Origin of the sequence: Pseudomonas sp. NFACC25, assembly GCF_900100935.1 — a bacterium.
GTDB classification, from domain to species: domain Bacteria; phylum Pseudomonadota; class Gammaproteobacteria; order Pseudomonadales; family Pseudomonadaceae; genus Aquipseudomonas; species Aquipseudomonas marginalis.
This window is the reverse complement of record NZ_FMUC01000002.1, coordinates 498,831-523,792: the sequence shown is the minus strand read 5'-3', so window position 1 is coordinate 523,792 and position 24,962 is coordinate 498,831. Positions and strand designations below refer to the sequence as shown.

21 protein-coding genes are annotated in these 24,962 nt (G+C 62.1%); 8 read left to right on the top strand and 13 right to left on the bottom strand.

The window, feature by feature from the left end:
* Positions 1-47 precede the first annotated feature (47 nt).
* The 4 genes from pstB to BLQ09_RS06520 all read left to right on the top strand — a co-directional run bounded on the left by pstB (position 48) and on the right by BLQ09_RS06520 (position 3,547).
* A complete protein-coding gene (gene pstB, locus BLQ09_RS06535) occupies positions 48-881 on the top strand; it encodes a phosphate ABC transporter ATP-binding protein PstB (protein ID WP_027608247.1) in 834 nt (277 codons plus the stop codon).
* 70 nt (positions 882-951) lie between these two features.
* Entirely contained in the window at positions 952-1,713 is a 762-nt protein-coding gene (phoU, locus tag BLQ09_RS06530) for a phosphate signaling complex protein PhoU (protein WP_027608248.1), read from the top strand.
* Between the two features lie 168 nt (positions 1,714-1,881).
* Positions 1,882-2,793, top strand: coding sequence for a response regulator (locus BLQ09_RS06525; RefSeq protein ID WP_027608249.1), 912 nt, complete (start codon positions 1,882-1,884; stop codon positions 2,791-2,793).
* 82 nt (positions 2,794-2,875) lie between these two features.
* On the top strand, positions 2,876-3,547 hold the full coding sequence (locus BLQ09_RS06520) for a peptidoglycan DD-metalloendopeptidase family protein (protein ID WP_092355908.1): 672 nt from the start codon (positions 2,876-2,878) through the stop codon (positions 3,545-3,547).
* Positions 3,548-3,550: 3 nt separating this feature from the next.
* Here the strand turns inward: BLQ09_RS06520 and BLQ09_RS06515 are convergent, their stop codons facing one another.
* From BLQ09_RS06515 to phoB, 3 genes are all read right to left on the bottom strand, one after another.
* Positions 3,551-4,891, bottom strand: coding sequence for a hemolysin family protein (locus BLQ09_RS06515; protein WP_027608251.1), 1,341 nt, complete (start codon positions 4,889-4,891; stop codon positions 3,551-3,553).
* Between the two features lie 270 nt (positions 4,892-5,161).
* The gene (gene phoR / locus BLQ09_RS06510; protein ID WP_222935532.1) at positions 5,162-6,448 is read right to left on the bottom strand and encodes a phosphate regulon sensor histidine kinase PhoR; all 1,287 of its coding nucleotides are present in this window, start codon (positions 6,446-6,448) and stop codon (positions 5,162-5,164) included.
* 82 nt (positions 6,449-6,530) lie between these two features.
* Positions 6,531-7,220 carry a phosphate regulon transcriptional regulator PhoB gene (phoB, locus tag BLQ09_RS06505; RefSeq protein ID WP_003176964.1) on the bottom strand — a complete coding sequence of 230 codons (690 nt, stop codon included), beginning with the start codon at positions 7,218-7,220 and terminating at the stop codon, positions 6,531-6,533.
* A gap of 154 nt (positions 7,221-7,374) precedes the next feature.
* On the opposite strand from phoB, the gene BLQ09_RS06500 reads away from it, so the two are divergent.
* A complete protein-coding gene (locus BLQ09_RS06500; RefSeq protein ID WP_027608253.1) occupies positions 7,375-7,752 on the top strand; it encodes a COG4315 family predicted lipoprotein in 378 nt (125 codons plus the stop codon).
* Between the two features lie 120 nt (positions 7,753-7,872).
* Here BLQ09_RS06500 and ubiA read toward each other — a convergent pair whose 3' ends face one another.
* Together ubiA and BLQ09_RS06490 are read right to left on the bottom strand one after the other, a co-directional pair.
* Positions 7,873-8,763: a 4-hydroxybenzoate octaprenyltransferase gene (ubiA, locus tag BLQ09_RS06495; protein ID WP_092355902.1), complete on the bottom strand. Its 891-nt coding sequence runs from the start codon at positions 8,761-8,763 to the stop codon at positions 7,873-7,875.
* Positions 8,763-9,326 (bottom strand): chorismate--pyruvate lyase family protein, encoded by a 564-nt coding sequence (locus BLQ09_RS06490; RefSeq protein WP_092355899.1) that lies wholly within the window; start codon positions 9,324-9,326, stop codon positions 8,763-8,765. The genes ubiA and BLQ09_RS06490 overlap by 1 nt, the downstream gene beginning before the upstream one ends.
* Before the next feature lie 197 nt (positions 9,327-9,523).
* Between BLQ09_RS06490 and BLQ09_RS06485 the strand changes: the two genes are divergently transcribed.
* From BLQ09_RS06485 to BLQ09_RS06475, 3 genes are all read left to right on the top strand, one after another.
* Positions 9,524-9,691 (top strand): rubredoxin, encoded by a 168-nt coding sequence (locus tag BLQ09_RS06485; protein ID WP_003213373.1) that lies wholly within the window; start codon positions 9,524-9,526, stop codon positions 9,689-9,691.
* 36 nt (positions 9,692-9,727) lie between these two features.
* The gene (locus BLQ09_RS06480; protein ID WP_027608256.1) at positions 9,728-10,876 is read left to right on the top strand and encodes an NAD(P)/FAD-dependent oxidoreductase; all 1,149 of its coding nucleotides are present in this window, start codon (positions 9,728-9,730) and stop codon (positions 10,874-10,876) included.
* A gap of 191 nt (positions 10,877-11,067) precedes the next feature.
* Entirely contained in the window at positions 11,068-11,343 is a 276-nt protein-coding gene (locus BLQ09_RS06475) for an HU family DNA-binding protein (protein ID WP_003176958.1), read from the top strand.
* A 196-nt stretch (positions 11,344-11,539) separates the two neighbouring features.
* Here BLQ09_RS06475 and BLQ09_RS30935 read toward each other — a convergent pair whose 3' ends face one another.
* From BLQ09_RS30935 to tssE, 8 genes are all read right to left on the bottom strand, one after another.
* On the bottom strand, positions 11,540-11,980 hold the full coding sequence (locus BLQ09_RS30935) for an SMI1/KNR4 family protein (RefSeq protein ID WP_139202104.1): 441 nt from the start codon (positions 11,978-11,980) through the stop codon (positions 11,540-11,542).
* Positions 11,977-16,359 carry an RHS repeat-associated core domain-containing protein gene (locus BLQ09_RS06470; RefSeq protein ID WP_175472298.1) on the bottom strand — a complete coding sequence of 1,461 codons (4,383 nt, stop codon included), beginning with the start codon at positions 16,357-16,359 and terminating at the stop codon, positions 11,977-11,979. The genes BLQ09_RS30935 and BLQ09_RS06470 overlap by 4 nt, the downstream gene beginning before the upstream one ends.
* A gap of 12 nt (positions 16,360-16,371) precedes the next feature.
* Complete coding sequence (locus BLQ09_RS06465) at positions 16,372-16,806, bottom strand: DcrB-related protein (protein ID WP_065946491.1); 435 nt, start codon at positions 16,804-16,806, stop codon at positions 16,372-16,374.
* A gap of 15 nt (positions 16,807-16,821) precedes the next feature.
* Entirely contained in the window at positions 16,822-18,762 is a 1,941-nt protein-coding gene (locus BLQ09_RS06460; protein ID WP_092355896.1) for a type VI secretion system Vgr family protein, read from the bottom strand.
* A gap of 160 nt (positions 18,763-18,922) precedes the next feature.
* A complete protein-coding gene (gene tssH, locus BLQ09_RS06455) occupies positions 18,923-21,586 on the bottom strand; it encodes a type VI secretion system ATPase TssH (RefSeq protein ID WP_065946493.1) in 2,664 nt (887 codons plus the stop codon).
* Positions 21,579-22,622: a type VI secretion system baseplate subunit TssG gene (gene tssG / locus BLQ09_RS06450; RefSeq protein WP_027608261.1), complete on the bottom strand. Its 1,044-nt coding sequence runs from the start codon at positions 22,620-22,622 to the stop codon at positions 21,579-21,581. Before tssG ends, tssH begins: the two co-directional genes overlap by 8 nt.
* A complete protein-coding gene (tssF, locus tag BLQ09_RS06445) occupies positions 22,586-24,445 on the bottom strand; it encodes a type VI secretion system baseplate subunit TssF (protein WP_065937972.1) in 1,860 nt (619 codons plus the stop codon). Before tssF ends, tssG begins: the two co-directional genes overlap by 37 nt.
* Positions 24,442-24,957, bottom strand: coding sequence for a type VI secretion system baseplate subunit TssE (tssE, locus tag BLQ09_RS06440; RefSeq protein ID WP_027608263.1), 516 nt, complete (start codon positions 24,955-24,957; stop codon positions 24,442-24,444). Before tssE ends, tssF begins: the two co-directional genes overlap by 4 nt.
* Positions 24,958-24,962: the final 5 nt, after the last annotated feature.

Genomic DNA, 24,962 nt, shown 5'->3' with positions numbered 1-24,962 from the left:
CTATCGGGGGCAAGCCCCCTCCCACACAACAGCACAGGGAGCATCCCATGCAACACGACACCCATTCCCACGGCATCAACATGTCTGCCCTGGGTCGCGACAAACAGAGCCTGAGCCTGGCCCAGGAAACCGTGGCCATCGAAGTACCGGGCCTGAGCCTGTATTACGGTGACAAGCAGGCGCTGTTCGACGTCAGCATGAACATCCCCAAGCAGCGCGTGACCGCCTTCATCGGCCCGTCGGGCTGCGGCAAGTCCACGCTGCTGCGTACCTTCAACCGCATGAACGACCTGGTGGACGGTTGCCGTGTGGACGGCGCCATCAACCTCTACGGCACCAACATCTACCGCAAGGGCGAAGACGTGGCCGAACTGCGTCGCCGTGTGGGCATGGTGTTCCAGAAGCCTAACCCGTTCCCCAAGACCATCTACGAAAACGTGGTCTACGGCCTGCGCATCCAGGGCATCAACAAGAAGCGCATCCTCGACGAAGCGGTTGAGTGGGCCCTTAAAGGCGCGGCGCTGTGGGACGAGGTCAAGGACCGCCTGCATGAGTCGGCACTCGGCCTGTCCGGCGGCCAGCAGCAGCGTCTGGTGATCGCGCGCACCATCGCCGTGGAGCCGGAAGTGCTGCTGCTCGACGAACCGTGCTCGGCACTCGACCCGATCTCGACGCTGAAAGTCGAAGAACTGATCTACGAGCTCAAGTCCAAGTTCACCATCGTTATCGTGACCCACAACATGCAACAGGCGGCGCGGGTTTCCGACTACACCGCGTTCATGTACATGGGCAAGCTGGTGGAGTTCGGCGATACCGACACCCTGTTCACCAATCCGGCGAAGAAGCAGACCGAAGACTACATCACCGGTCGCTACGGCTAGGAAGCTGTGGTTCTGATTGCACTGACGCTGCGGTTCTCCGCACCTTACCGGACGCTCCAAGGACGCCAACATGATTAGCAAAGAAGGCCTTACCCACCATATCTCCGCGCAGTTCAACGCCGAGCTCGAGGAAGTGCGCAGCCACCTCCTGGCGATGGGCGGGCTGGTGGAGAAGCAAGTCAACGACGCCGTCACTGCGCTGATCGAGGCCGACTCGGGCCTGGCCCAGCAAGTGCGCGAGATCGACGACCAGATCAACCAGATGGAACGCAACATCGACGAAGAATGCCTGCGCATTCTCGCCCGTCGCCAGCCGGCGGCATCCGACCTGCGCCTGATCATCAGCATTTCCAAGTCGGTGATCGACCTCGAGCGGATCGGCGATGAAGCCACCAAGATTGCCCGCCGCGCCATCCAGTTGTGCGAAGAGGGTGAAGCGCCGCGCGGTTATGTGGAAGTGCGTCATATCGGCGACCAGGTGCGCAACATGGTCCGGGATGCCCTGGATGCCTTCGCGCGCTTTGACGCCGAGCTGGCATTGTCGGTAGCGCAGTACGACAAGGTCATCGACCGTGAATACAAGACCGCCCTGCGTGAGCTGGCTACCTACATGATGGAAGACCCGCGCTCTATCTCGCGGGTCTTGAGCATCATCTGGGTGTTGCGCTCCCTGGAGCGGATCGGTGATCACGCGCGCAATATCTCGGAACTGGTGATCTACCTGGTGCGCGGTACCGACGTACGGCACATGGGCCTCAAGCGCATGAAGGCCGAAGTTGAGGGTTCAGCCGATCAAATCCCTAATGTTCCGGGCGAACCTGACGATAAGTAAGGTTGCCCGAGAAATTAACGCCCGGCCTCTGGTCGGGCGTTTTCGTTTGTGGCGCCTGAATTTTTTGCGAATCGGGTAAAAGAAAGTCCGAACGTGACTACAGAGTTTTGGCAAAATGCCATTAGTCAGGCGTTTTGCGTGCCGAAGTTTTTATAGGATGAAGGGTCGATGAGTAAAGTCAGTGTATTGGTGGTGGATGACGCCTCGTTTATCCGCGACCTGGTGAAGAAGTGCCTGCGCAACTACTTCCCCGGGATCAAGCTTGAAGATGCGGTAAACGGCAAGAAGGCCCAGACCATCCTGATGCGCGAGAGCTTCGACCTGGTGCTGTGCGACTGGGAAATGCCGGAGATGTCCGGCCTGGAGTTGTTGACCTGGTGCCGCGAGCAACCGCACCTCAAGGCCATGCCGTTTGTGATGGTGACCAGCCGTGGCGACAAAGAGAACGTGGTCCAGGCGATCCAGGCCGGGGTTTCCGGTTACGTCAGCAAACCGTTCACCAACGAGCAACTGCTGAACAAGGTCAAGCAAGCCCTGCACAAGGTCGGTCGCCTCGACGCCCTGGTCGCCAGTGCGCCGACCAAGATGAACTCGGCCTTCGGCAATGATTCCCTGAGTGCCCTGACCGGTGGCAAGCCCGAAGCCGTACGTGCAGCCCCCGTTGCGGCGGCTGCCTCTGCGCCAAGCAAAGGCCTGCTTAACAACGCCCCGCCGGTCCAAGCGCCAGGCGCTGCACCCACTGGCGGCCGTGGCCAGGGCCAGTTGCGCCTGTCCAGCGGCACCCAGCAATGCGTGATCAAGGCACTGAGCATCAAGGAAGCGCTGCTGGTGGTGCGTCGCGGTGAAGTCCTGCCTCAGGTACTGGAAAGTGCCGTGCTCGACCTGGAACAGGGCGACAACGCCGAGGTGGCGCGTCTGAACGGCTACCTGCACGCCATCGTCGCCTTCGAACCCAAGCCGGACAGTGACTGGCTGCAACTGACCTTCCGCTTTATCGACCAGGATGCGCAGAAGCTTGACTACATCTCTCGCCTGATTGCGCGCGGTACGGCGCAGAAGCATTTTGTGCCGGGGGCCTGACCTTCAGTCCGAAGGGGCGTGCCCCGGGATTGTCATGATCCCTTGCTAGCTTGCTGTTCATTCACTCCGGCAGGTTCGCGCCATGCTCCTTCGCCTTTTGCTGTCCTGCATATTGGCCTTGGTCGCCAATTCGACCCAGGCCATGACCCTGTACAAATCCACCGATGCCAACGGCATGGTGTTTTTCAGCGATCGGCAAACCCCCGGCGCCCAGGCGTTCGTGATCCAGGAACGTAGGGTCGAGCGCGTACAGCTGCCGGTACTCTACAGGCCAAAACCCGTTTACCCGCGACAAGCCTACCGCTACCCCTTGCCCTGGCGTGGCGGCCCGTTCCGCTTGACCCAAGGCCCCAACGGCAGCTTCAGCCACACCGACGCCAAAAGCCGCTACGCCATGGACATCGCCATGCCCGAAGGCACGCCGATCATCGCGGCACGCAGCGGTGTGGTGATGAAAATCGAGAATAGCCAGATCGGACGCGGCAACGATGCGTCAGGCAATTTCGTGCGCGTGCAGCACGATGACGGCACCCAGGGTGTGTACCTGCACCTCAAGCAAGGCTCGGTGAGTGTCAGGCCGGGGCAGCGTGTGGCGGTGGGCAGCGCGCTGGGGTTGTCGGGCAATACCGGCAACAGCAGCGGGCCGCACCTGCACTTTGTGGTGCAACAGAGTACCGCGGCCGGGCTGGTGTCGATTCCTTACGAATTCAACCAGCCGGTCGGGACATTGCCCAATTTTGCATTGGGCAATTGAGGGTCAATCCAGCAGCAGGACCTTGGCCAGCACGATCTTCGGCCCTTTCATCTTCTTGATGATGATCCGCAAGCCTTCAACCTCCAGCACTTCTTCCTCTTCCGGCACCCGTTTGAGGGTGTCGTAGATCAGCCCTGCGAGGGTTTCGGCCTCGATGTGGTCCAGGTCGACGCCCAGCAGGCGTTCCACCTTGAACAGCGGCGTATCGCCCCGTACCAGCAGTTTGCCAGGCTGGTAGGCGAGGATGCCGCGCTCGGCCTTGCGGTGTTCGTCCTGGATATCGCCCACCAGCACTTCCAGCACGTCTTCCATGGTCAGGTAGCCGATGATCTTGCCGTCGGCTTCTTCCACCAGGGCAAAGTGCGCGCCGCCTTTGCGGAACTGCTCCAGCAACTGCGACAACGGCATGTGCCGCGACACACGTTCCAGCGGGCGGGTCAGCTCGGCCAGGTTGAACGATTCGGGGATGTGGTCCAGGGCCGCCAGTTCCAGCAGCAGGTCCTTGATGTGCAAAAGCCCGACAAACTCGTTGCGCACAGCGTCATACACCGGATAGCGGCTGAATTTATGGCGACGGAACAGCGCGAGGATTTCCTTGAGCGGGGCGTTGAAGTCCAGGGTCACCAGGTCTTCACGGGAGTTGGCCCAGTCCACCACTTCCAGCTCGCCCATTTCCACGGCCGAGGCCAGTACACGCATGCCTTGGTCGCTCGGGTCCTGGCCACGGCTGGAGTGCAGGATCAGCTTGAGCTCTTCGCGGCTGTAATGGTGTTCGTGGTGCGGGCCGGGTTCGCCTTGGCCGGCGATGCGCAGGATCGCGTTGGCGCTGGCGTTGAGCAGGTAGATCGCCGGGTACATGGCCCAGTAGAACAGGTACAGCGGCACCGCCGTCCACAGTGACAGCAGTTCGGGCTTGCGAATGGCCCAGGACTTGGGCGCCAGTTCACCGACCACGATGTGCAGGTAGGAAATCACGAAGAACGCGGCAAAGAACGACACGCCCTTGATCACTTCCGGCGATTCGACGCCTGCGGCGCCCAGCAGCGGTTCGAGGATGTGCGCGAACGCCGGCTCACCGACCCAGCCCAGGCCCAGGGAGGCCAGGGTGATACCCAGCTGGCAGGCCGACAGGTAGGCGTCGAGCTGGCTGTGCACGGTACGCAGGATCTGCCCGCGCCAGCCGTTGGTGTGGGCGATGGCCTCGACCCGGGTCGAGCGCAGCTTGACCATGGCAAATTCCGCCGCAACGAAAAAACCGTTGAGCAGTACCAGGATCAGAGCAAAAAGAATCATGCCGAAATCGGCGAAGAGTGTGGCGAGGGTGATACCAGGGGAAGGGTCCATGATTGGGTTTTGCAGGTTCCGTGTGTTCAATAAGGGGTGACAGAAGGGCCTGAAAGGCAGGCGCAAGTCGGCCAATGTAGCGGCTGACGGGGCGCTTGCCTAGTGGGTGCCGCCGGGTGGGGTGTGGAATGCCTTATTCGAAACAGCACAATTCCAATTGTGGGAGGGGGCTTGCTCCCGATAGCAGTGTGTCAGTCAGCATATCTGATACTGATGCACCGCCATCGGGAGCAAGCCCCCTCCCACATTTGGTTTTGTGCTGTGTTTGAGTTATTCGTCATTTCCGACGAGCCGCGAACGGGTCATCTGTCCTGGCGGAAAGTGGCAGGTGAACGTACTGCCATGCCCCAGCACACTGCTGATTTCCAGGCGCGCGCGGTGGCGCAGCAGCACATGCTTGACGATGGCCAGGCCCAGCCCGGTGCCGCCGGTGTTGGAGTTGCGGCTGGAATCGACGCGGTAGAACCGCTCGGTCAGGCGCGGCAGATGCTTGGCGTCGATGCCGATGCCGGAGTCCTGCACGCTCAGGTGTGCGCCTTGCTCGTCGGCCCACCAGCGAATGCGGATAGTGCCCTTGTCCTGGGTGTACTTCACCGCGTTGAACACCAGGTTGGAGAACGCGCTGCGCAATTCGCCTTCGCTGCCTTTGAGCAACACCTGCGGGTCGGCATCCAGGCTGATCTGCTGCCCACGCTCGCCCGACAGGGCCTTGGCGTCATTCTTGATGGTCTGCAACAGGCTCTGGACGGCCACCGGTTGGTTGTCCGACGGATAATCCGTGGCCTCGAGCTTGGCCAGCAACAGCAAGTCGTTGAGCAGGGTCTGCATGCGTGAACCCTGCTGCTGCATTTGCTGCAGGGCACGGCTCCAGCGCGGGTTGATCTCCTCGACGTTGTCCAGCAGCGTCTCCAGGTAGCCGCAGATCACCGTCAACGGCGTGCGCAGTTCGTGGGAGACGTTGGCAACGAAGTCTTTGCGCATCTGCTCCAGCTGATGGATGCGGGTTACGTCGCGCACCAGCATCAGGTGTTCGTTGTTGCCGTAGCGGGTCAGGTACAGCTGGATGCGCACGCGGTCGTTGGTGGGCGAGGGGATTTCCAGGGCTTCTTCGTAGTTGTCCTGCTCGAAGTATTCCTTGAAGCGCGGGTGACGCACCAGGTTGGTTACCGGCTGGCCGCTGTCCTGGGGCGTCTTGAGGCCCAGCAGGGTCTCGGCGGCGCGGTTCCACCATTCCAGGTTGCCGTCGCTGTCGAGCATGATCACCGCGTCCTTGAGCGCAGCGGTGGACTCTTGCACCCGGTCGATCACGGCTTGCAGGCGCCCGCGTACCCGTTGGTCGCGGCGTTGCAGGTGGTAGATGCTGTCGAACACCTCACCCCACAGGCCGTAGCCATCGGGCGGTGCTTCGTCGGGTTTGTGCTGGCGCAGCCATTCATGCAGGCGCAGCAATTGCTTGAGGGTCCAGCCCAGGTACAGGCCGATACCGATGGCCAGGCTCCAGCCGTAATAGCCGCTGACCAGGCCCACCAACAGGCAGGCGGTGATCAACAGGAGCATGTGGCGGATCAGGGTGCCATGCCAGTTCTGGTTCACTTAAACATGCGTCCTTGTCAGCTGTTAAGGAAGGAAAGTGACTGGCTCAGCCCTTGGTGGAGAACCGGTAGCCGGTGCCGCGCACGGTTTGTACCAGATTCTCGTAGGCATCGCCCAAGGCTTTGCGCAGGCGACGGATATGCACGTCGACGGTGCGTTCCTCGACATACACGTTGCCGCCCCACACCTGGTCCAGCAACTGGCCACGGGTATAGGCACGCTCCTGGTGGGTCATGAAGAACTGCAGCAGGCGGTATTCGGTCGGGCCCATCTCGGCCGGCTTGCCGTCGATGGTCACGCGGTGGCTGATCGGGTCCAGCAGCAGGCCACCGACTTCGATAGGCGCTTCGCCATCGGTCGGGCCGGCACGGCGCAGCACGGCTTTCAGGCGCGCTACCAGTTCCCGTGGGGAAAACGGCTTGGTGATGTAGTCATCGGCGCCGACTTCCAGGCCCTGGATCTTGTTGTCCTCTTCGCCCTTGGCAGTGAGCATGATGATCGGGATATCCCCGGTCAGCTCATCGCGCTTGAGGCGGCGGGCCAGTTCGATGCCGGAGGTGCCGGGCAGCATCCAGTCCAGCAGGATCAGGTCCGGCTTGCGGTCGACGATAATGGCATGGGCCTGCTGGGAGTTCTCCGCCTCCAGGCAGTCATAGCCGGCCATTTCCAACGCAACGGCGATCATCTCGCGGATGGGCGCTTCGTCGTCAACAATCAGAATGCTCCTGCCAACCATGCCTAAAATCCTCTTGTCATTTAACTGTCTTGCGCCGCATTAGATAACGGAATTATTGCAGTCGTGTGACAGTAATTTAGTCGCTTGGGCAATTCGGGGCACTCTGGACTACGCTTTGGGTCCGAATCCTGACAACCACAAAAGGAAGGTTCCGATGACTCACAGTACTTTTTCCTGGAAGGCCCTGCTGGTCACGGCGGCGTTGACGCTGCCGACACTGGCATTCGCGGCGGAGCCGGCGATGACCCAGAACGGTCTGTTAGTGGATCACAGTGGGAAGACCCTTTACACCTTCGACAAGGACGCCGATGGCAAGTCAGTGTGCAAGGACCAGTGCGCGACCAACTGGCCGCCGCTGAAAGCAGAGTCTACCGACAAATCAATGGGCGATTGGACCGTGATCACCCGTGATGACCAGACCAGTCAATGGGCTTACAAAGGCAAACCTGTCTACACCTACAAGGATGACCACAAGGCCGGCGACAAGAGCGGTGATGGCAAGGGTGGGGCATGGCATGTGATCAAGCCCTGATTTCGCGGCGCTGCTGAAACCATCGGGGGCAAGCCCCCTCCCACATTTGAATGTGTTCACACCTCAAAAGGTGGGAGGGGGCTTGCCCCCGATGAGGCCCGACCAGGCACTGCAAAAACCTCAGCGAAACGCGTAATCCGCCACAATCCCGACAAAAATCGCCAACCCGGCCCAGTGGTTGTGCAAAAACGCCTTGAAGCATTTCATCCGGTCCCGGTCGCGGGTGTACCAGAACTCCCAGGCAAAGCAGCCTGCCGCCGCCAGCAGGCCCAGGTGGAACCACCCCCCCAGCTCAAACCGTGCGCCGGCCAGCAACAGGCACAGCAGCGCCAGGCCTTGCAGGGTCAGGATGATCACACGGTCGGCATCGCCGAACAGAATGGCGGTGGACTTGACGCCGATCTTCAAGTCGTCGTCGCGATCGGTCATCGCGTAATAGGTGTCGTAGGCCACTGTCCACAGCAGATTGGCTATATAGAGCAGCCAGGCGATAGCGGGCAGGTGGCCGGTTTCGGCGGTGAACGCCATCGGCATGCCCCAGGAAAACGCCGCGCCCAACACCACCTGGGGGTAATAGGTGTAGCGCTTCATGAACGGGTAGCTGACCGCCAGTGCCAGGCCGCCCAGCGATAACCAGATGGTGGTGGCGTTGGTCAGCAGCACCAGCAGGAAGCTGATCAGCATCAGTACCGCAAAGAACACCAGGGCCTCTTTCGAACTGATCCTGCCGCTGGCCAGCGGGCGTTGCGCGGTGCGTTTCACGTGACCATCGACCTTGCGGTCCGCCCAGTCATTGATGACACAACCGGCAGCACGAGTCAGCGTCACGCCCAGCACAAAAATCACGATGTTGGCCAGGGACGGCGAGCCCTTGCCGGCGATCCACAGCGCCCACAGCGTCGGCCACAGCAGCAGGTAGATGCCGATAGGCTTGTCCATGCGGGTCAACTGAATGAAATCCCAGGCCCTGGGGTGCAGGCGGTTCAAGGATTTGAGCAGACGTTGATACATCAGCAGTTCTCCGGATGGTCATGCAGCGCGTGCCAGAAAACCGGCAGGAAGACTTCCGCCACCAGCACGCTCAGCGGCCCGCGATCGAAGCGTGAGCGGCGCGCCCACAGCCCGTCGGCCTGGTCCGTGGTGGGCAACCATTGGCGGGGGTAATGGCACACCTCGATGGCCTGGCGGGTGAACGCGCGGTCGCAAAACAGCAATTCGCCGAGGGAGCGGCTGCCCAATTCGTCCATCTGCAAGCCGTCGCCCTGCAACGCACTGCGCGCCGCCACACTGCGGGCGAACACCCAGGGTTGGCCATGCCCGCGCAGATACACCTCGCGCACCCAACCGATACTGGCCGGTGGCATGTGCAGCGCCGCGCATTCATCATCGCGCAGCGGCTGCCAGCCTTCGAACAGCGGCGTCACGCTGAAGCCATCGTGGGACAGCCACGTCAGCCGGCGGGTCAGCGAGCCTTCGTCGAACAGCCAGTTCAGGGTCAAGGGCGCGGGCGCAGGGCTCAGGAGGCTCTGGGTCAACCATTGGCAAGCATCGGGAAGGGCGATTGAGTGCGGCACGGTGCGTCAGTATTGGCAGCAAAAGAGGCGGCGAGCTTACCATGGCGTCCTGATCTTTTGCCGGGCCGGCCCGGCGCCTTGCGTCGATCAAGCTTGCATCTGTCGGCCCCGATCAGTACAAAACGCCCTGAGCCGCGCGGCAACGCTGGATCCATCGACCGCCGGCCAACCTGCCTGGACCCTGAGGAAGCAAGTAAATGAAGAAGTGGCAATGTGTAGTCTGCGGCCTGATCTATGACGAAAAAGACGGCTGGCCGGATGATGGTATCGCTCCGGGTACCCTGTGGCAGGACGTACCGGAAGACTGGCTGTGCCCGGACTGCGGCGTCGGCAAAATGGATTTCGAAATGATCGAAATCGGCTAATTTTCAGTTTCAGAGACGTACTACAAGGAGAACGGAATGAACACACCTGTCGTGATCATCGGCACAGGATTGGCCGGTTACAACGTGGCCCGGGAGTTTCGCAAGCTCGACAGCGAGACCCCATTGCTGCTGATCACCGCGGATGACGGGCGCTCCTACTCCAAGCCCATGCTCTCCACCGGCTTTGGCAAGAACAAGGAAGCCGATGGCCTGAGCATGGCGGAACCCGGCGCCATGGCCGAGCAACTCAAGGCCGAAGTGCGCACCCACACCCGTGTCAGCGGCATCGACCCCGGCCACAAGCGCCTGTGGATCGGTGAAGAAGCGGTGGCCTATCGTGATCTGGTCCTGGCCTGGGGCGCAGAAACCGTGCGGGTACCGGTCGAAGGCGATGCGGCTGAGCTGGTTTTCCCGATCAACGACCTCGAAGATTACGCCCGCTTTCGCGCCGCCGCGGCCGGCAAGCGCCGCGTGCTGCTGCTCGGCGCCGGCCTGATCGGCTGTGAATTTGCCAACGACCTGATCCTCGGCGGTTATGAAATCGACCTGGTGGCGCCGTGCGAGCAAGTCATGCCGACCCTGCTGCACCCGGCGGCGGCCGCAGCGGTACAGGCCGGCCTGGAAGGGCTGGGCGCGCGTTTCCACCTGGGCCCGGTGCTCAATCGCCTGCAACGCAGCGCTGACGGCCTGGAAGCGCACTTGTCGGATGGTGAAGTGGTGCACTGCGACCTGGTGGTCTCGGCCATCGGCCTGCGCCCGCGTGTCGACCTGGCCGCCGCCGCCGGTCTGCAGACCAACCGTGGGATCATGGTGGACCGCCACCTCAAGACCTCCCACGCCAATATCTACGCCCTGGGCGACTGCGCCGAGGTCGATGGCCTCAACCTGCTGTACGTCATGCCGCTGATGAGCTGCGCCCGTGCCCTGGCCCAGACCCTGGCCGGCAACGCCACGGCTGTCAGCTACGGCCCGATGCCGGTCACCGTGAAAACCCCGGTCTGCCCGCTGGTGGTGTCCCCGCCGCCTCGGGGCACCGAAGGGGTGTGGAGCGTCGAAGGCCAGGGCGCCGACATCAAGGCCCTGTGCCGCGACGCCAGCGGCCGCCTGCTGGGTTACGCGCTGACCGGCAGCGCCGTGATGGAAAAACTTGCCCTCAACAAAGAACTTCCGCCGTTGCTGGCGTAAATACCGGTCGTTCTGTCGGAATAAGCACGTTTTTCCCCCGAGAAAGGTCGCCGCGAGACTGGCGGAGCGTGCGAGGGCATGCCATCCTCACTCCCGTCTGCCGCAGAGTAGAGCCTGCGGCGCTTTGGGCGCTGCTCCACAGACGAGCAGCACGGACATAACAACAAAAAACCGTCAAAGAGGCTTCACATATGCGTAAACCAGAACTCGCAGCCGCCATCGCTGAAAAAGCGGATCTCACCAAAGAACAGGCCAACCGCGTCCTCAATGCCGTTCTCGAAGAAATCACCGGCGCCCTGCACCGCAAGGACAGCGTCACCCTGGTGGGCTTCGGCACCTTCCTGCAACGCCACCGTGGCGCCCGCACCGGCAAAAACCCGCAAACCGGTGAGCCTGTGAAGATCAAGGCGAGCAACACCGTTGCGTTCAAGCCGGGCAAGTCGCTTAAAGACACCGTTAACGCGTAAGCGGTGCCGTCTCGACAGGGGGCGGGGAGGTAGGAAAATGGGCACGCCGACTGGGTCGGGTGCCCTTTTTTTGTGGCCGCTTATTAAGTGCTTTAACGAATGCCTTCGACGAGTTCCTGGTCTTTTGCACCACGGTATGGATCGTCAGTAGATACTTTCCCCAAATCCAGCTCGAGGCGATTACGGCAATCCCTCATCAAGTATGCCCAGGTATCCAGAATAGATTGCTACCTCTGGAGTTAATGATTTTTTCGACCAGCTCAGTAAATGATTTTGCAACCAAGGTGCTCTCATCAGCAGTAGGATAGCTGTCCCAGAATGAGTCGTAGCAGTACCCAAATTTCGGGCCTGGAGTCAGATCTATAGAGATTACTTGGTCCTCGCATTTAACTAGTGCATACCAGTTAGCTGAGTCTGGATCTTCTAAATCTTCATTCATGACAACAAAATCAGAGCGCTCCAGCTCGGGAGGCTGAATAGTGAAGCTAAATCTGGCGTGCGGATAGAAAACAGCACTGCTGTAATGCCTATAAAAATCGGCTAAATCATCTGGAATTGGATTGGTTGGCAAGCCTGTAGAGGGTTCCACCGTGCAGTCAGTGTTTTCTATTAAATCGATGATTTTAACGGGACTCATTTTCCGCACCCCTTGCGTAAATAGTTTTTCATTGCCTTGTTATACAAGCGACGCGAAGCCGTGGGAAATCCCTTGGCCTCGGCAGCTGCAAACATTTTGTTGGAAAGTCTCAAAATTTCGAATTTTGAGACTTTCGTCCAATCAAAGCCTTTAAATCCTCGTTTACCGGTTTTTGACTGAACCCAGTCTTTAGCGACCTCTTTGGTGGCGTTGTGTTGGTCCACCGTCATGACTACGGTCGGGGTCTGTCCGTTTCGAGATACATAGTCCTTGATGTTGTGCTTTGACCAAGCGTCAAGTATTCCGTGATGCTTTTCATAGCCTGGCGCGCTTTTCCCATAATCAATAACGTCGCCCGGTTTTACCGATGTCCAGCCGAGAGGGTCGATCCATGTGGTAGGGTTCGGCGAATATTGATAGAGATTCAGCCCACCCAACAACCCAATCGGATCCGGCGTAGTAAATCGCCCCACATCCGGATCATAAAACCGGAACGTGTTGTAGTGCAGCCCAATCTCCCTATCCAGATACTGCCCCTGAAACCTCAGGTTCTGCTCTTCAATGTAATAAGGCTCGCGCACCTCTTCCAGCGTGTTGCCCCACACCCTATATGTCGCCTGCCAAACCGTGTGTCCATCCGCTTCGGTGAGCTGTTCCGGCAAGCCGTTCAGGTCGTTGTGGTAGTAGCGGATTTTTTGCAGAGGCCCACTGCCGTCTATGCGGGCCAGGGGTTCGTAGCCTTCGTTTTCGTAGACGTACAGGCTGGTTTGGCTATGGCGGTGTTCCTGTAACAACCGCAGGCCATCCCACACAAAACGCGTTTCCCCCAGCGGATACCCGTCACCGCCATGCTCGGTTTTCGCGATGCGTCGGCCCAGCGGGTCGTAGGTCATTCTGACCACGCTGCCGTTTTCATTGCGTACTTCGATCAGGCGGCTTTCGGCGTCGTAGGCAAAGCGTTGCAGGCCGCGCGCGGTGCTGCGTTTTTCGACGGTGCGGCCGAAGGCGTCATAGCGATAACGCTTGTCTTGATAGGTCAGCAGTTTGTTGTGCACCACCAGCCCGGCGCCGGTTTGCGGGCCGTCTAGCAGATTGGCGGCGGCGTCGTAGGCGAAGGTTTCGCGCTGGCCGTGCAGGTTGTCCTGGCTGGCGATGATGCGGCCGGTGGCGTCGTAGTGCAGCAGTTGGCGATGTTGCGTGGCGGGCTGCTGGTCGAGTTTGCCGATCAGGTTGTCGGCGGGGTCGTATTCGAATTGTTTCTGTGCGGCTGCCGGTAGCAGCGACGGTTGGCCCGCCAGACGACGTTGACGTGCGCGCAAGCGGCCGCTGCGGTCGTATTCGCTGCGGGTGCTGAGTTGGCCTTGGGTGCGCAGCACTTCGCGGTGCAGGCGGTCGCGCTCGAAGTCGCTGATCACCTGGCCGTCGAGGTTGATCTGGTGCAGGTGGCCGCTGCCGTAGTACAGGCGGTTGAGCCAGCGGCCGTCGGGCAGTTGGGTCTGGATCAGGTTGCCGAGTTCGTCGTAGTGGTGATGCAGGCTGCCTGCCGAGCTCTGTTCGGTGAGCAACTGGCCAAGGGCGTCGTAGGCGAAACTTAGGGCCTGGGTATTGCCTTGCAGGTCGGTGAACGTCACCGCGGTCAACTGGTCCACGGCGTCGTAGCTGTAATCGGTGCGGCCATCGTCGGTGGTCTTGGCAATCAGGCGGCCAACCGCGTCGCGCTCCAATCGATGCACGATGGGCGCGGGCGGTGTCTCGGGGACGACGGCCAAGCCGCTGCCATACGGGGCCGGAACAGCGGTCACCGCAATCACATTGTCCAGCGGATCGTAGCGGTAGCGCTTGGCGCTGCCATCCAGGTCCTGCTGCTCGGTCAGGCGGTCCCCGGCGTCCCAGGCAAACCGATAACGCTCGCCGTTTTCGTTGATCAGCGCTTGCAGGCGCCCATAGCTGTCATAGCCGAACTGCACCTGCCGACCATGGGCGTCGATGCGCTGGCGCACCTGGCCACGACGGTTGTGCTGGTACAGCGTGGTATGCCCGGCCGGGTCGGTGTAACCCACCAGTTGGCCGCTGGTGTTGCGCTGGTATTGCTCGGTGCGCCCGTCCGGCAGTTGGCTGCTGAGCAGGCGCCCCTGGGCGTCATAGCTGAACAGGGTGCGCTCGCCGAGGGCGTCGGTGATGACCTGCAAGTTGCCGCGCTCGTCGTAGCTGAAGCGCGTGGGGTAGCCGGAGCAATCCACGTGCTCGACCAACTGCCCGAACGGGTTCCAGCGCAGTTTCTTGCTTTTGCCGGTGGCGTCGATGATTTCTACGGGCTGGCCGTGATCGTCATAGCGATAACGGGTGACATAGCCCAGCGGGTCGGTTTCGGCGATGCAGTTGCCGCGCGGGTCGTAGCGATACGCCCAGCTATTGTCGGCGGCGTCGGTCTCCACCAGCGGCAGTGCCCAGTGCTCAAGCCACAAGGTCGAGTCGCTGCGGCCCAGCGGATCGGTCTCGCCGATCAGGTTGCCGGCGTCGTCGTAGCTGTATGCATAGCGCCCGCCCAGTGGATCGGTGGTGCTGAGCAATTGGCGCTCGTCGTTCCATTCGAATAGCCAGGTTTGCCCGAGATTGTCGCAGTAGCGAACGATCTGGTGCTGGGTGTTCCAGTGGCGAGTACTGACGCGTTGCAAGCCGTCGGTAATCCGCGTGATACCGGCCTGCAAGTCATAGTCGAACTGGTAGGCGTCGCCTTCGTCGGTCCAGTGCCGGACCACGCGCCATTCCACGTCTTCAACCAACGCCCATTCGTAGAAACAGCGCAGACCGGTCGGCAACTGGTGCTCGACCATGCGCTGGCCGGCATCATAGCTGAAGCGTCGCTGTACCTGGCCAGTGGCATCGCGGACCTCAGCCAGGTTGCCGATAGCGTCGTAGCCATAGCTTACGAGTACTTCGCGACGCTGATCGGGGTACAGCCGTTCGAGCCGCACCACGTGGCCTTGATCGCGGATCAACTCCACTTGCACCAGGTCGAACGTATCGCGCAGCCGGATCAGCCGCCCGGCTTCGTCGTAATCAACATGGATGCGGTTGTCGTTGCGGTCGCCGAGCTGGCTGAGGCGCAGCAACGCCGGGTTGGCGGAAGGCTCAAATAAGCGATACAGCCCGTCATCGCTTTCGATCAGCAATTGCCCGTTGAGGTGTCGGCGCACGGCCAGCCCTTCACCGGCGCTGAACACCGCGCCGCCCAGGGGAATGCTGCCCATGTCGATAGGCCGGCCCTGTTCATCGGTGTAGACCAGCGTTTCGCCGCCGTCGGGGTGAGGCTGGATGTCGACGCACACTTCATACGGCACGCTCCAGCCTGCGCCGAACAGGCTGCCCGAGCGTTCGTCGCGGCTGTTGTAGAAGCGTTGCCAATCAATCGGCAGGATGCCGGGCAGGACAAAATCCAGCTCATCATCGCCGCCCAGCACCTTGGCGCCGGTGGCCGCATGCACCGGGTTCGACGAGCCCATGGCCGCATTGGCCATCGCCCCCATCGCGCTGCTCACGGCCATCGAGGTCGCGCCGCCGATCAACATGCACGGCAGCTTGCTGAAGAACTTGCCCTTGCCGCCCTTGAGCATCAACAACGCTGTCACCGCCAGCCCGACGCCCGGCGTCTTGCCGCTGCGGATCTCGCGCACCACCACCGAACCGCCGCCAATGGTCACGTTGGAGGAAATCAGCCCCGACGACACCACCGTTGCATCGCAGGTGCTGCGGTCACCGCTGCGCACTGCCGGCTGGCCATTGATGGTGACTTTTTCCGACCCCTCGGCCAGAAACTGCGGCGGCATCGGCGGATGCTTCATGCACGTGACCAGGTCCAGCGGCTTGGGTTCGGCGCCGGGGGCAGGTGTGGCAACCGTAGGGCGCCACATCTGCGAGAAGAAACTCTCGGCCATGTCCAGGTAGCTGGCTTCCGGCTCGGGCGCGGGTTCTTCCAGTTCAGTGCCGGCGGGTGCGACGTGAGAACTGATCGCCCCGGCGGCGCGAGCGGCCGGAATACTGTTGGTGAGGGTATTGGTGGAACCGGTGAGGATGTTCGCCTGCACCGTGGGTGGAAACAGGGCGTTGCTGAAGCTCTCGCATAAATTCGATAAGCCTTTGTCCGCCCCGGTCTTGCTCATGGCCAGGCCGACAATCGTGCCCACCACGGCGCCCAGCAGGAAACAGCCGAGCCCGCCGGTGGCCACGGTAATCCCGGTGGCGGCAACCACCGCCGCAGTCGCCACGGCGGTGATCGCAATATTGGCCGCCACCTCCAGCACACCGCCGAGGATGTCGGCCATCATCGAAGTGTGGGAGAGCGCATCGCCCATCCGGGCCGCCCATAACGCGTCAGACATGCGGGCAGCTCATCAGGAAATAGCGTCGAACGACAGCGAGTTTTTGATCAAGGCCCAGTGCGCCGCCTCGGCATCCCCCAGCGTGTCCGCCTTCACATAACTCAAGGCGAGCATCTTGCGCGTGCCCGGTATCACCAGCGCCAACTGATACTGGAATACCTTGTCATTGCCCTTGTTGAACTGGCTGCGCAGCTCGATGCCTTCCACCTCCTGCGCGGCGCCCAAACGCACGTCCACACCCGGTTGATAGCGCAAATCCTGCACCTGTTTTTCCAGGCGCTGGAGCTGGTCGTTGAAGTTGCTGTGCAGGGTTTCGCCGTCGGCCAACAGGCTGCGGCTGACGATCAGGGATGTGCCCAACTCCGGGAACTTGAGGATATTGATCGTCGCGTCCTGCAACTCACTGGCGGGCAATTGGAACTGGAATTCGTTGATTCGGTACGTCATGGCAAACGGGTCTCGTCAGGAGCTTTTAGGCGCGGGGAAGGCGGCTTTGATATTGGCGTCGATGGCGCCTTTCTGGCCCTGGCCGTCGGGCGTGGCGCCAGGGCCGCCGCCGTTGTTCAGGTGCAGCACGCCGCCGGTATTGAACTCGGCATCGCCGCTGGCGTAGAAGCTGATTTGCACGCCGGTCAGGTTGATCTGCCCACTGGCGTTGAGCTCCAGGATGCTTTCACCGCAGACCAGGCGCAGGTTTTCGCCCACTTCGATGACATAGCTCTGGCTGATGCTGTCGGTCTTTCTCTGGCCCACCGAGAGGATGTCTTCCTGCTTGACGATGCGCAGGCGGTTGTTGCCGATGGTCACCGTCTCGTTATGGCCGATACTTTTATTGCGGTCGTGCCCGACGGAATGGCTTTCGTCCACCTCGACAACAATGTCCTGGTTACGCTCGGCATGGATATACAACTGCTCCAACCCCTTCTTGTCCTCCATGCGGATTTCATTGAAGTTGGCCGGCGTGCCGCCCTTGCTGGAGCGACTCTTCATGCCGCTCTGGGTCGCATTTTCCGGCAGGTCGTAGGGCACCGTCTGCTCGGCGTTGTACACCCGCCCGGTGATGATCGGGCGGTCCGGATCACCTTCGAGAAAGCTGACAATCACTTCCTGGCCGATCCGTGGAATCTGCATCGAGCCCCAGTTCTTGCCGGCCCAGGACTGCGACACGCGGATCCAGCACGAGCTGTTTTCGTTGGATTGGTCGTGGCGGTCCCAGTAGAAGTGCACCTTCACGCGGCCGTACTGGTCGGTCCAGATTTCCTCGCCTTTGGGGCCAACCACCAATGCTGTCTGCGGGCCTTTGACGATGGGGCGGTGGGTGGTGGCCAGCGGGCGGAAGCTTTGCTGGGCGTCGATGCAGGTCAGGCTGCTTTCGAACTGCGCCGAACCCGAACCACCGCCGCTTTCCAGGCTTTCCTGGACGATGTAGTAGCGGCAGCCGACGATCAGGTATTCGCGGTTCTGGTCCTGGCGGCTGAAGCCGGTGAGGCTGAACAGGTGGCCGGAACCCAGGCCACGGGCATTGCCGGCGAACTCGACCTGTTCATGCAGGGTTTGCAGGGCTTCGATGCGGGTGCGCGCGTAGTGTTCGCCGTCGGCGCTTTGCACGTAGGTGCCGGGGTAGTCGTACAGCGGATAGTCGCCGGCGGTGTGCGGGCGCGGCATGGCCGAACGCACGTCGATGCTGGCGCTGGGGCGCTGGAAGTCGTAGTCGTTGAGCTCCAGCGAGCCCGGCTGAACCTCCTGCGCCAGGTGCCAGTTGTGCATGTGGTCGCGTTCGCGCTGCTGCTCGTCCTTGGGGTAGTACGGGATCGAGGCATAGCCCGGCACCGTGGTGTGGGCGCCATAGGCGTCGGCCAGCACCAGCACATGGCGGTCCTGTTCATGGCGGAAGAAGTAGTAGATGCCTTCCTGTTCCATCAGGCGGCTGACGAAATCGAAGCTGGTCTCGCGGTACTGCACGCAGTATTCCCACTCGCGGTACGGCCGGCTCAGGGCGTCTTCGAAGTCGGAAAACCCCAGGTCGCGGAACACCTGCTTGATGATCTGCGGGATGCTCAGGTTCTGGAAAATCCGGCAGTCCGAGGTGCGCGTCAGCAGCCAGAACCACGGGCGCAGCGTCACCTGGTAACTGGCGAACTGGCCCTGGTCGATGTTCTGGCTGCAGCGCGCGACGATGCCGTGGAAGTGACGCTCACCGCCGTCCGCCAGTTGCACACCCACACTCATCGGCTTGCCGAGCAACTGGTTGAGGTCGATGTTGGCATCCAGGGACGTCAGTTGCAGCTCATAGGTGAACAGGCGGCCCAGCTCTTCGCCGCCGCCCATTTCATTGAGCAGCAGCACATCCGGCCCGAGGGGGCTGGTGATCTTGGCCAGGCGTGAGGCTTGGTTGAATAGCATCGGGCGTCTCGAAAATGACTAAATAACTGAAGAAACTGAGTTCAAATGTGGGAGGGGGCTTGCCCCCCGATAGCAGTGTGTCAGTTGATGTATCAGGCGACTGATTCACCGCCATCGGGGGCAAGCCCCCTCCCACATTTGCATTGCATTCCAACAGTCGTTATTCGGCGTCGCTGAAGTCGTAATGCAGCTCGTTATCCCGGCTGCTGATGCGCACACCCGCCAATGCCTTGCCTTCGAGCATGCGCGTGAGGAATTCACGGCTCATGTCCGGCAACAGGCTGTTGGTGAGGATGGTGTCGATCATGCGCCCGCCGCTTTCGGTCTCGGTGCAGCGCGAGACGATCAGGTCGACCACCGCGTCGTCGTAGTCGAAGGCGACCTTGTGGGTCGTCTCCACGCGCTTCTTGATGCGGTTGAGTTGCAGGCGGGTGATCGCCTTGAGCATCTCGTCGCTCAGCGGGTAGTACGGGATCGTCACCAGGCGGCCGAGCAAGGCGGGCGGGAAGATCTCCAGCAGCGGCTGGCGCAGGGCCTTGGCGATTTCTTCCGGCTCGGGGATGTTCGCCGGGTCCTTGCAGACCTGGGAGATCAGCTCGGTACCGGCGTTGGTGGTCAACAGGATCAGGGTGTTCTTGAAGTCGATCACCCGGCCTTCGCCGTCTTCCATCACGCCCTTGTCGAACACCTGGAAGAAGATCTCATGCACGTCCGGGTGGGCTTTTTCCACCTCGTCCAGCAGCACCACGCTGTAGGGCTTGCGCCGCACCGCCTCGGTCAGCACGCCGCCTTCGCCGTAGCCGATATAGCCCGGTGGCGCGCCCTTGAGGGTGGACACCGTGTGGGCTTCCTGGAACTCGCTCATGTTGATGGTGATCACGTTCTGCTCGCCGCCGTACATGGCTTCGGCCAGGGCCAGGGCGGTTTCGGTCTTGCCCACGCCGGAGGTGCCGGCCAGCATGAACACGCCAATCGGCTTGCTCGGGTTGTCGAGGCCGGCGCGGGAGGTCTGGATGCGCTTGGCGATCATCTGCAGGGCGTGGTCCTGGCCGATGATGCGTTTTTTCAGGTGCTGGTCGAGGTTGAGCACGGTTTCCAGTTCGTTGCGGGCCATGCGGCCCACCGGGATACCGGTCCAGTCGGCGACCACCGAAGCCACGGCCTGGTAATCCACGGTCGGCAGGATCAACGGGGTTTCGCCTTGCAGCGCGGTGAGGCGCTGTTGCAGGTCGACCAGTTGCGCACGCAATTCATCGTTGCCGCTGTCCACGACGCCGGCCTTTTCGCGCAGGGTTGCACGGGTGGCGAGCAGCTCATCCACCAGGGTTTTCTCTTCGGCCCAGCGGCTTTCCAGGGTCGCCAGGCGCTCACGCTCGGCGCTTAACAGGGCTTCGCTGTTGCTCTGGCGCGCACCAATGGCAATGCCGATGGCATGCTCGCGGGCGATGATTTGCAGCTCGGTTTCCAGGGCTTCGATGCGGCGGCGGCTGTCGTCCACTTCGGCCGGCACCGCGTGCAGGCTGATGGCGACGCGGGCGCAGGCGGTGTCCAGCAGGCTCACGGATTTGTCCGGCAGCTGGCGCGCCGGGATGTAGCGGTGGGACAGTTTCACCGAGGCTTCCAGGGCTTCGTCGAGGATCTGCACCTGGTGGTGCTTTTCCATGGTCGAGGCCACGCCGCGCATCATCAACAGCGCCTTGTCTTCCGACGGCTCGGCCACTTGTACCACCTGGAAGCGGCGGGTCAGGGCCGGATCTTTCTCGATGTGCTTCTTGTACTCGGCCCAGGTCGTCGCGGCCACGGTACGCAGGGTGCCACGGGCCAGGGCGGGCTTGAGCAGGTTGGCCGCGTCGCCGGTACCGGCAGCGCCACCGGCACCCACCAGGGTGTGGGCTTCGTCGATAAACAGGATGATCGGCTTGGGCGAGGCCTGGACGTCTTCGATGACCTGGCGCAGGCGCTGTTCGAACTCGCCTTTCATGCTTGCGCCGGCTTGCAGCAGGCCCACGTCGAGGCTGCGCAGTTCCACATCCTTGAGTGCGGGCGGCACGTCACCGGCGACGATGCGCAGGGCAAAACCTTCGACCACGGCGGTCTTGCCCACACCGGCTTCACCGGTGAGGATCGGGTTGTTCTGGCGGCGGCGCATGAGGATGTCCACCAATTGGCGGATCTCTTCGTCACGGCCCACGATCGGATCGAGCTTGCCGCTGCGCGCTTGTTCGGTGAGGTCAACGGTGAAGCGCTTGAGGGCTTCCTGCTTGCCCATCGCACTCGGTGCCATGGCGCCGCTGGCCTCGCCCGGCACGGCGCCGGCATTGAAGCCGTCGCTGGCAGTCAAAGCGTTTTCCGGCGAATCACCGACGTATTCGTCAAACCGCTCGCTCAGGGCTTCGGCCTTGATCTTGTCGAACTCCGAGGACAAGCCCAGCAGCGCATGGCGCAGGCTTGGCGTCTTGAGGATGCCCAGCACCAGGTAGCCGGTGCGCACCTGGCTTTCGCCGAACATCAGGCTGCCGTACACCCAGCCGCGTTCCACCGCCTCTTCAACATGGGAAGACAAGTCAGTGATCGACGTCGAGCCACGCGGCAGGCGGTCCAGGGCTTCGGTGAGGTCTCGGGCCAGGCGCGCCGGCTCGACGTTGAACTGGCGGATGATGCGGTGCAGGTCCGAGTCCTGCAGTTGCAGCAACTGGTGGAACCAGTGGGCCAGTTCCACGTACGGGTTGCCCCGCAGCTTGCAGAACACGGTGGCGGCTTCGATGGCCTTGTAGGCCACGCTGTTGAGTTTGCCGAACAGTGCGGCGCGACTGATTTCACCCATGCTCTGGATTCCTTGAGGTGGTGGCTTGATCGGCGTAATGCCGGGCCAGGATTAGGTCGTTGGCATCAACCGCAGGGCAGCCGAGCCAGGTGTTGAAGCCCAGGCGGAACTGGCCATTGAGTTGCAGCGCCGGTACTTCGGGTTGTTGCAGAACCAGGTTCAAGTCCCAGTCCAATTCATGGCCCAGGTACTCGGCCACCCACGCCACCAGCTCGTTGAACGGCTGGCTGCCGGGCAGCATGCCCATGTAGTCGTCCAACTTGAGCGGGCCCAGGCGGATGCGGAATTTATGCTGGCGGTCCCACACGTGGCTGCCCAGGCAGAAGTCCACCCCCAGCTGGTGGGCGCTCACGCCCACGCGGCTGCGTTCGGGCAGTTCCAGCCATTGGCCGACGTATTCTTCGATCTCCACCGGCAGGCCGAAATACTCGCCGAGGATCGCCTTCAAACCGTCCGGGTAGCGGGTTTGTGCCGACAGGTGGCCGCTGTAGTGCAGCTTCGCCGTGTCCGGAATCAATCCTTGGTTAAGCAGGCTCGGCATGCCCCGGCCACTCAAGGCAGCGAGGCGTGCGGACCAGTAGTCATCGTCCGGGCGGTCGTGGCTGACCGTCGGCCGCGCCTCGGCCCAGGCCCGGTAAAACAGGCTCAGCAGGCGGTGGTGGAAGACATCCAGGAACTGCTTGCTGGTGCTGTCGGCGTTGTTGCGCTGGCGCTCGCGTACGTACTCGGTGATATGCAGCGGCAACGGGCCGTTGGGGCCACCCAGGCCGAAGAAGAACTGTTCCAGCCGCGCCGGTTTGCCGTCGCCGCCGGGATCGACCGAGGCCAGGGTGGCCGGGGCGAAGGTGCAATCGGCCTGTTGCCCCAGGCGCAACGGGTCATCCGCCAGGCGCAGGGAATGGCCCAGGCGCGGCAGCTCGGGCGATTCGCACTCGATACGCCGCAACGCCTGGAAGAAATCGTATTCCCAGGGCTCCTGATGCATCGCATCCAACGTACTCACAGGGTCGGACGACGCCCGGGCTTGGCTTTCCATCGCATGATCTCGCCGCGTTCGGTGGTACGGATCACCGTCTCGGTAAAACTGTTGATCGACACGTAGCGTGCCAGGAAGCGTTCCAGCACCGCACCGAGCAGGAACACGCCGGTGCCGCGAAACGCGTTTTCATCGAACTCCAAGGTAATTTCCAGGCCGCGGCCAAACACAATCGGGCCGGGCATCGGCAGGCGCCGGGTAACGGCCTTGCTGCTGACGTCGCGCAAGCCTTCGATCTGCAATTGCAGCGCCGCGTCATTGCTGTCGCCATACAGGCGCAGCAGTTCGCGCAATGCCGCCGCGCCCTGGCCTTGCTCGCTCAGGGACAAATAGTTGAGCGACAACTGGCTGATCAGGCGCCAGGCCTTGGCGTCATGGGCATGGCTGGCGCGTGGGCGGCTTGGCCCGGCGACGCAACGCACGGATAACACCGGCGCGCTGTCGGCCAGGGTGAAGTCGGTCTTGCCGTTGCCCACGCTCATGAACAACGGCAGGTCGCGGTTGGTGCACAGCGCGGTCACGCCGAGTTGGCGCAGGTCATGGCGATACGGCGCCTGGCGGCTGTCGACCAGGCTGACAAAGGTTTCGCTGCCCACGTAGGTGGAGCGCGGGCCGTTGCGGCGTTGGTCGCTGGACAGCACCCGCGGCTCGCGGCGCACGGTGTAGTACGCCTGGTCGCGGCCATAACGGGATGGATCGCGGACCGCATAGAACGGCAAAAAGGGCTGCTCTGGCCCGGTGCCGTGGCCGGTGATGCCGCTCAACGAATGAATTTCGAAATCCATTGGCCGCGTGCGGTCGGCAATCACGTGGTGCTCGTTGACCCGGTCGGACAAGTGGATGCGGTCCACGCGCTTCGGGAACAGGTTGATCGCCGGGGTGCAGAACGGCAAAAACTGCGCTGCGCCGACGCTGCCTTCCAGGCTTGGCTCGTGACGGTCGAACAGCACGATCAGCTCCAGCTCCTGGCCGTCGCAACGCTTGACCGCGCGGCTCAGCTCGGCGAATTCGACGAACAGGAAACGGTGGGGCAGGGCGAAGTATTCCTGCAACAGGCGATAGCCCTGGAAGGCCCGCGCGACCACCGGCATGGCCGCATCGGCGTCGTCGAAACCCCGCGAGCGCAACGCGTCCTGGGGCAGGCGCTCGACCCAATCGCCACCGGGCTTGCGCGCAAACACCGCGCAGGCGTTGCCCAGCAGTTGTTCGTAAAGGCGGAACGGCTGCTCGTCGGCACCGCTGAGGTACAGGGGCAGGTTGTCCAGGTCGAGGCTGTTGAACGGCAATTCGGCGCCGGTGCGCAGGGTCAGGCGCAGGCCGGCCTTGGCTTTCGGCTCGCTGGCGGCCAGGCGCCCGAGCACGGCGGCGGGGTTTCCGAAGTACTCGGCGTTGCTCACCTGCAACGGCCACAACGTCACCGGATGTGCGGTGCGGTACTCGCAGCAGGTCTGGGTTTCGCGGCCCAGGGCGGCGCGCAACACGGTGTCGCGCGGCAGCGGAAAGCCGCTGGCCAGGGAGCCTTCATCGGGGTCGGTGTGCAATTGCACCACGGTCATCGATGGCGTCGGCGCCAGGTAGTGCGGGTAGGCGATTTCCAGCAGGTTGTGGGTGAAGGTCGGGTACTCGGCGTCGAGTTTGAGCTGTACGCGGGCAGTGAGGTAGGCAAAGCCCTCAAGCAGGCGTTCGACGTACGGGTCGGCGCAGTCCATACCGGACAGGGTCAGCCGACTGGCGATCTTCGGGTATTCCTTGGCGAACTCCGCCGCGCTTTCGCGCACGTGGTGCAGTTCCTGGTTGTACAGCTCCAGCAGGCGCGGGTTCATGGGCGCCTCCGCTGGTCGGCATTCACCACGCGCACATGGCCGGATTCCAGGTCGAGGTCGGTTTGCAGCAACAGGCGCAAGGGCACCGGCTGCGCCCACAGGTCGCCTTCGATCTCGAAACTCAGGGCGTTGTGATTCATCTCGCCATGGCCGACGCGGGCCTTCACCCGCAGGGTATGGCGCAGGATGCGCGGTTCAAAGGTGGCAATCGCCTGGTAGATCAGGGCTTCCAGGGCCTTGATGTCGACGCTGGAAACGCTGTTGCCGGCCAGCGCCGGCAGGCCGTAATTGACCACCGAGGTACCGGCCTGTGTGTGCAGCGTGGCATCGGCATCGAGCAACGACGTGGTATTGAGCAGCCACGCCAGGTCGCGCAGCACCGAGGCTTTCAATTGGGTCAGGGACAGCACGCGTTTATCGGCGCTTTCCTTGGGATTGGTTGGGTCGTCGTCGGTCAACCGGTCCAGCAGGGACGGTTGCAGACGGTCGCGGGAAGCGATTTCAGTTACCACCAAAG

Coding starts and splice junctions, on each gene's coding strand:
- pstB (WP_027608247.1), top strand. CDS start 48: ATGCAACACGACACCCATTCCCACGGCATCAACATGTCTGCCCTGGGT.
- phoU (WP_027608248.1), top strand. CDS start 952: ATGATTAGCAAAGAAGGCCTTACCCACCATATCTCCGCGCAGTTCAAC.
- BLQ09_RS06525 (WP_027608249.1), top strand. CDS start 1,882: ATGAGTAAAGTCAGTGTATTGGTGGTGGATGACGCCTCGTTTATCCGC.
- BLQ09_RS06520 (WP_092355908.1), top strand. CDS start 2,876: ATGCTCCTTCGCCTTTTGCTGTCCTGCATATTGGCCTTGGTCGCCAAT.
- BLQ09_RS06515 (WP_027608251.1), bottom strand. CDS start 4,891: ATGGACCCTTCCCCTGGTATCACCCTCGCCACACTCTTCGCCGATTTC.
- phoR (WP_222935532.1), bottom strand. CDS start 6,448: ATGCTCCTGTTGATCACCGCCTGCCTGTTGGTGGGCCTGGTCAGCGGC.
- phoB (WP_003176964.1), bottom strand. CDS start 7,220: ATGGTTGGCAGGAGCATTCTGATTGTTGACGACGAAGCGCCCATCCGC.
- BLQ09_RS06500 (WP_027608253.1), top strand. CDS start 7,375: ATGACTCACAGTACTTTTTCCTGGAAGGCCCTGCTGGTCACGGCGGCG.
- ubiA (WP_092355902.1), bottom strand. CDS start 8,763: ATGTATCAACGTCTGCTCAAATCCTTGAACCGCCTGCACCCCAGGGCC.
- BLQ09_RS06485 (WP_003213373.1), top strand. CDS start 9,524: ATGAAGAAGTGGCAATGTGTAGTCTGCGGCCTGATCTATGACGAAAAA.
- BLQ09_RS06480 (WP_027608256.1), top strand. CDS start 9,728: ATGAACACACCTGTCGTGATCATCGGCACAGGATTGGCCGGTTACAAC.
- BLQ09_RS06475 (WP_003176958.1), top strand. CDS start 11,068: ATGCGTAAACCAGAACTCGCAGCCGCCATCGCTGAAAAAGCGGATCTC.
- BLQ09_RS30935 (WP_139202104.1), bottom strand. CDS start 11,980: ATGAGTCCCGTTAAAATCATCGATTTAATAGAAAACACTGACTGCACG.
- BLQ09_RS06470 (WP_175472298.1), bottom strand. CDS start 16,359: ATGTCTGACGCGTTATGGGCGGCCCGGATGGGCGATGCGCTCTCCCAC.
- BLQ09_RS06465 (WP_065946491.1), bottom strand. CDS start 16,806: ATGACGTACCGAATCAACGAATTCCAGTTCCAATTGCCCGCCAGTGAG.
- BLQ09_RS06460 (WP_092355896.1), bottom strand. CDS start 18,762: ATGCTATTCAACCAAGCCTCACGCCTGGCCAAGATCACCAGCCCCCTC.
- tssH (WP_065946493.1), bottom strand. CDS start 21,586: ATGGGTGAAATCAGTCGCGCCGCACTGTTCGGCAAACTCAACAGCGTG.
- tssG (WP_027608261.1), bottom strand. CDS start 22,622: ATGGAAAGCCAAGCCCGGGCGTCGTCCGACCCTGTGAGTACGTTGGAT.
- tssF (WP_065937972.1), bottom strand. CDS start 24,445: ATGAACCCGCGCCTGCTGGAGCTGTACAACCAGGAACTGCACCACGTG.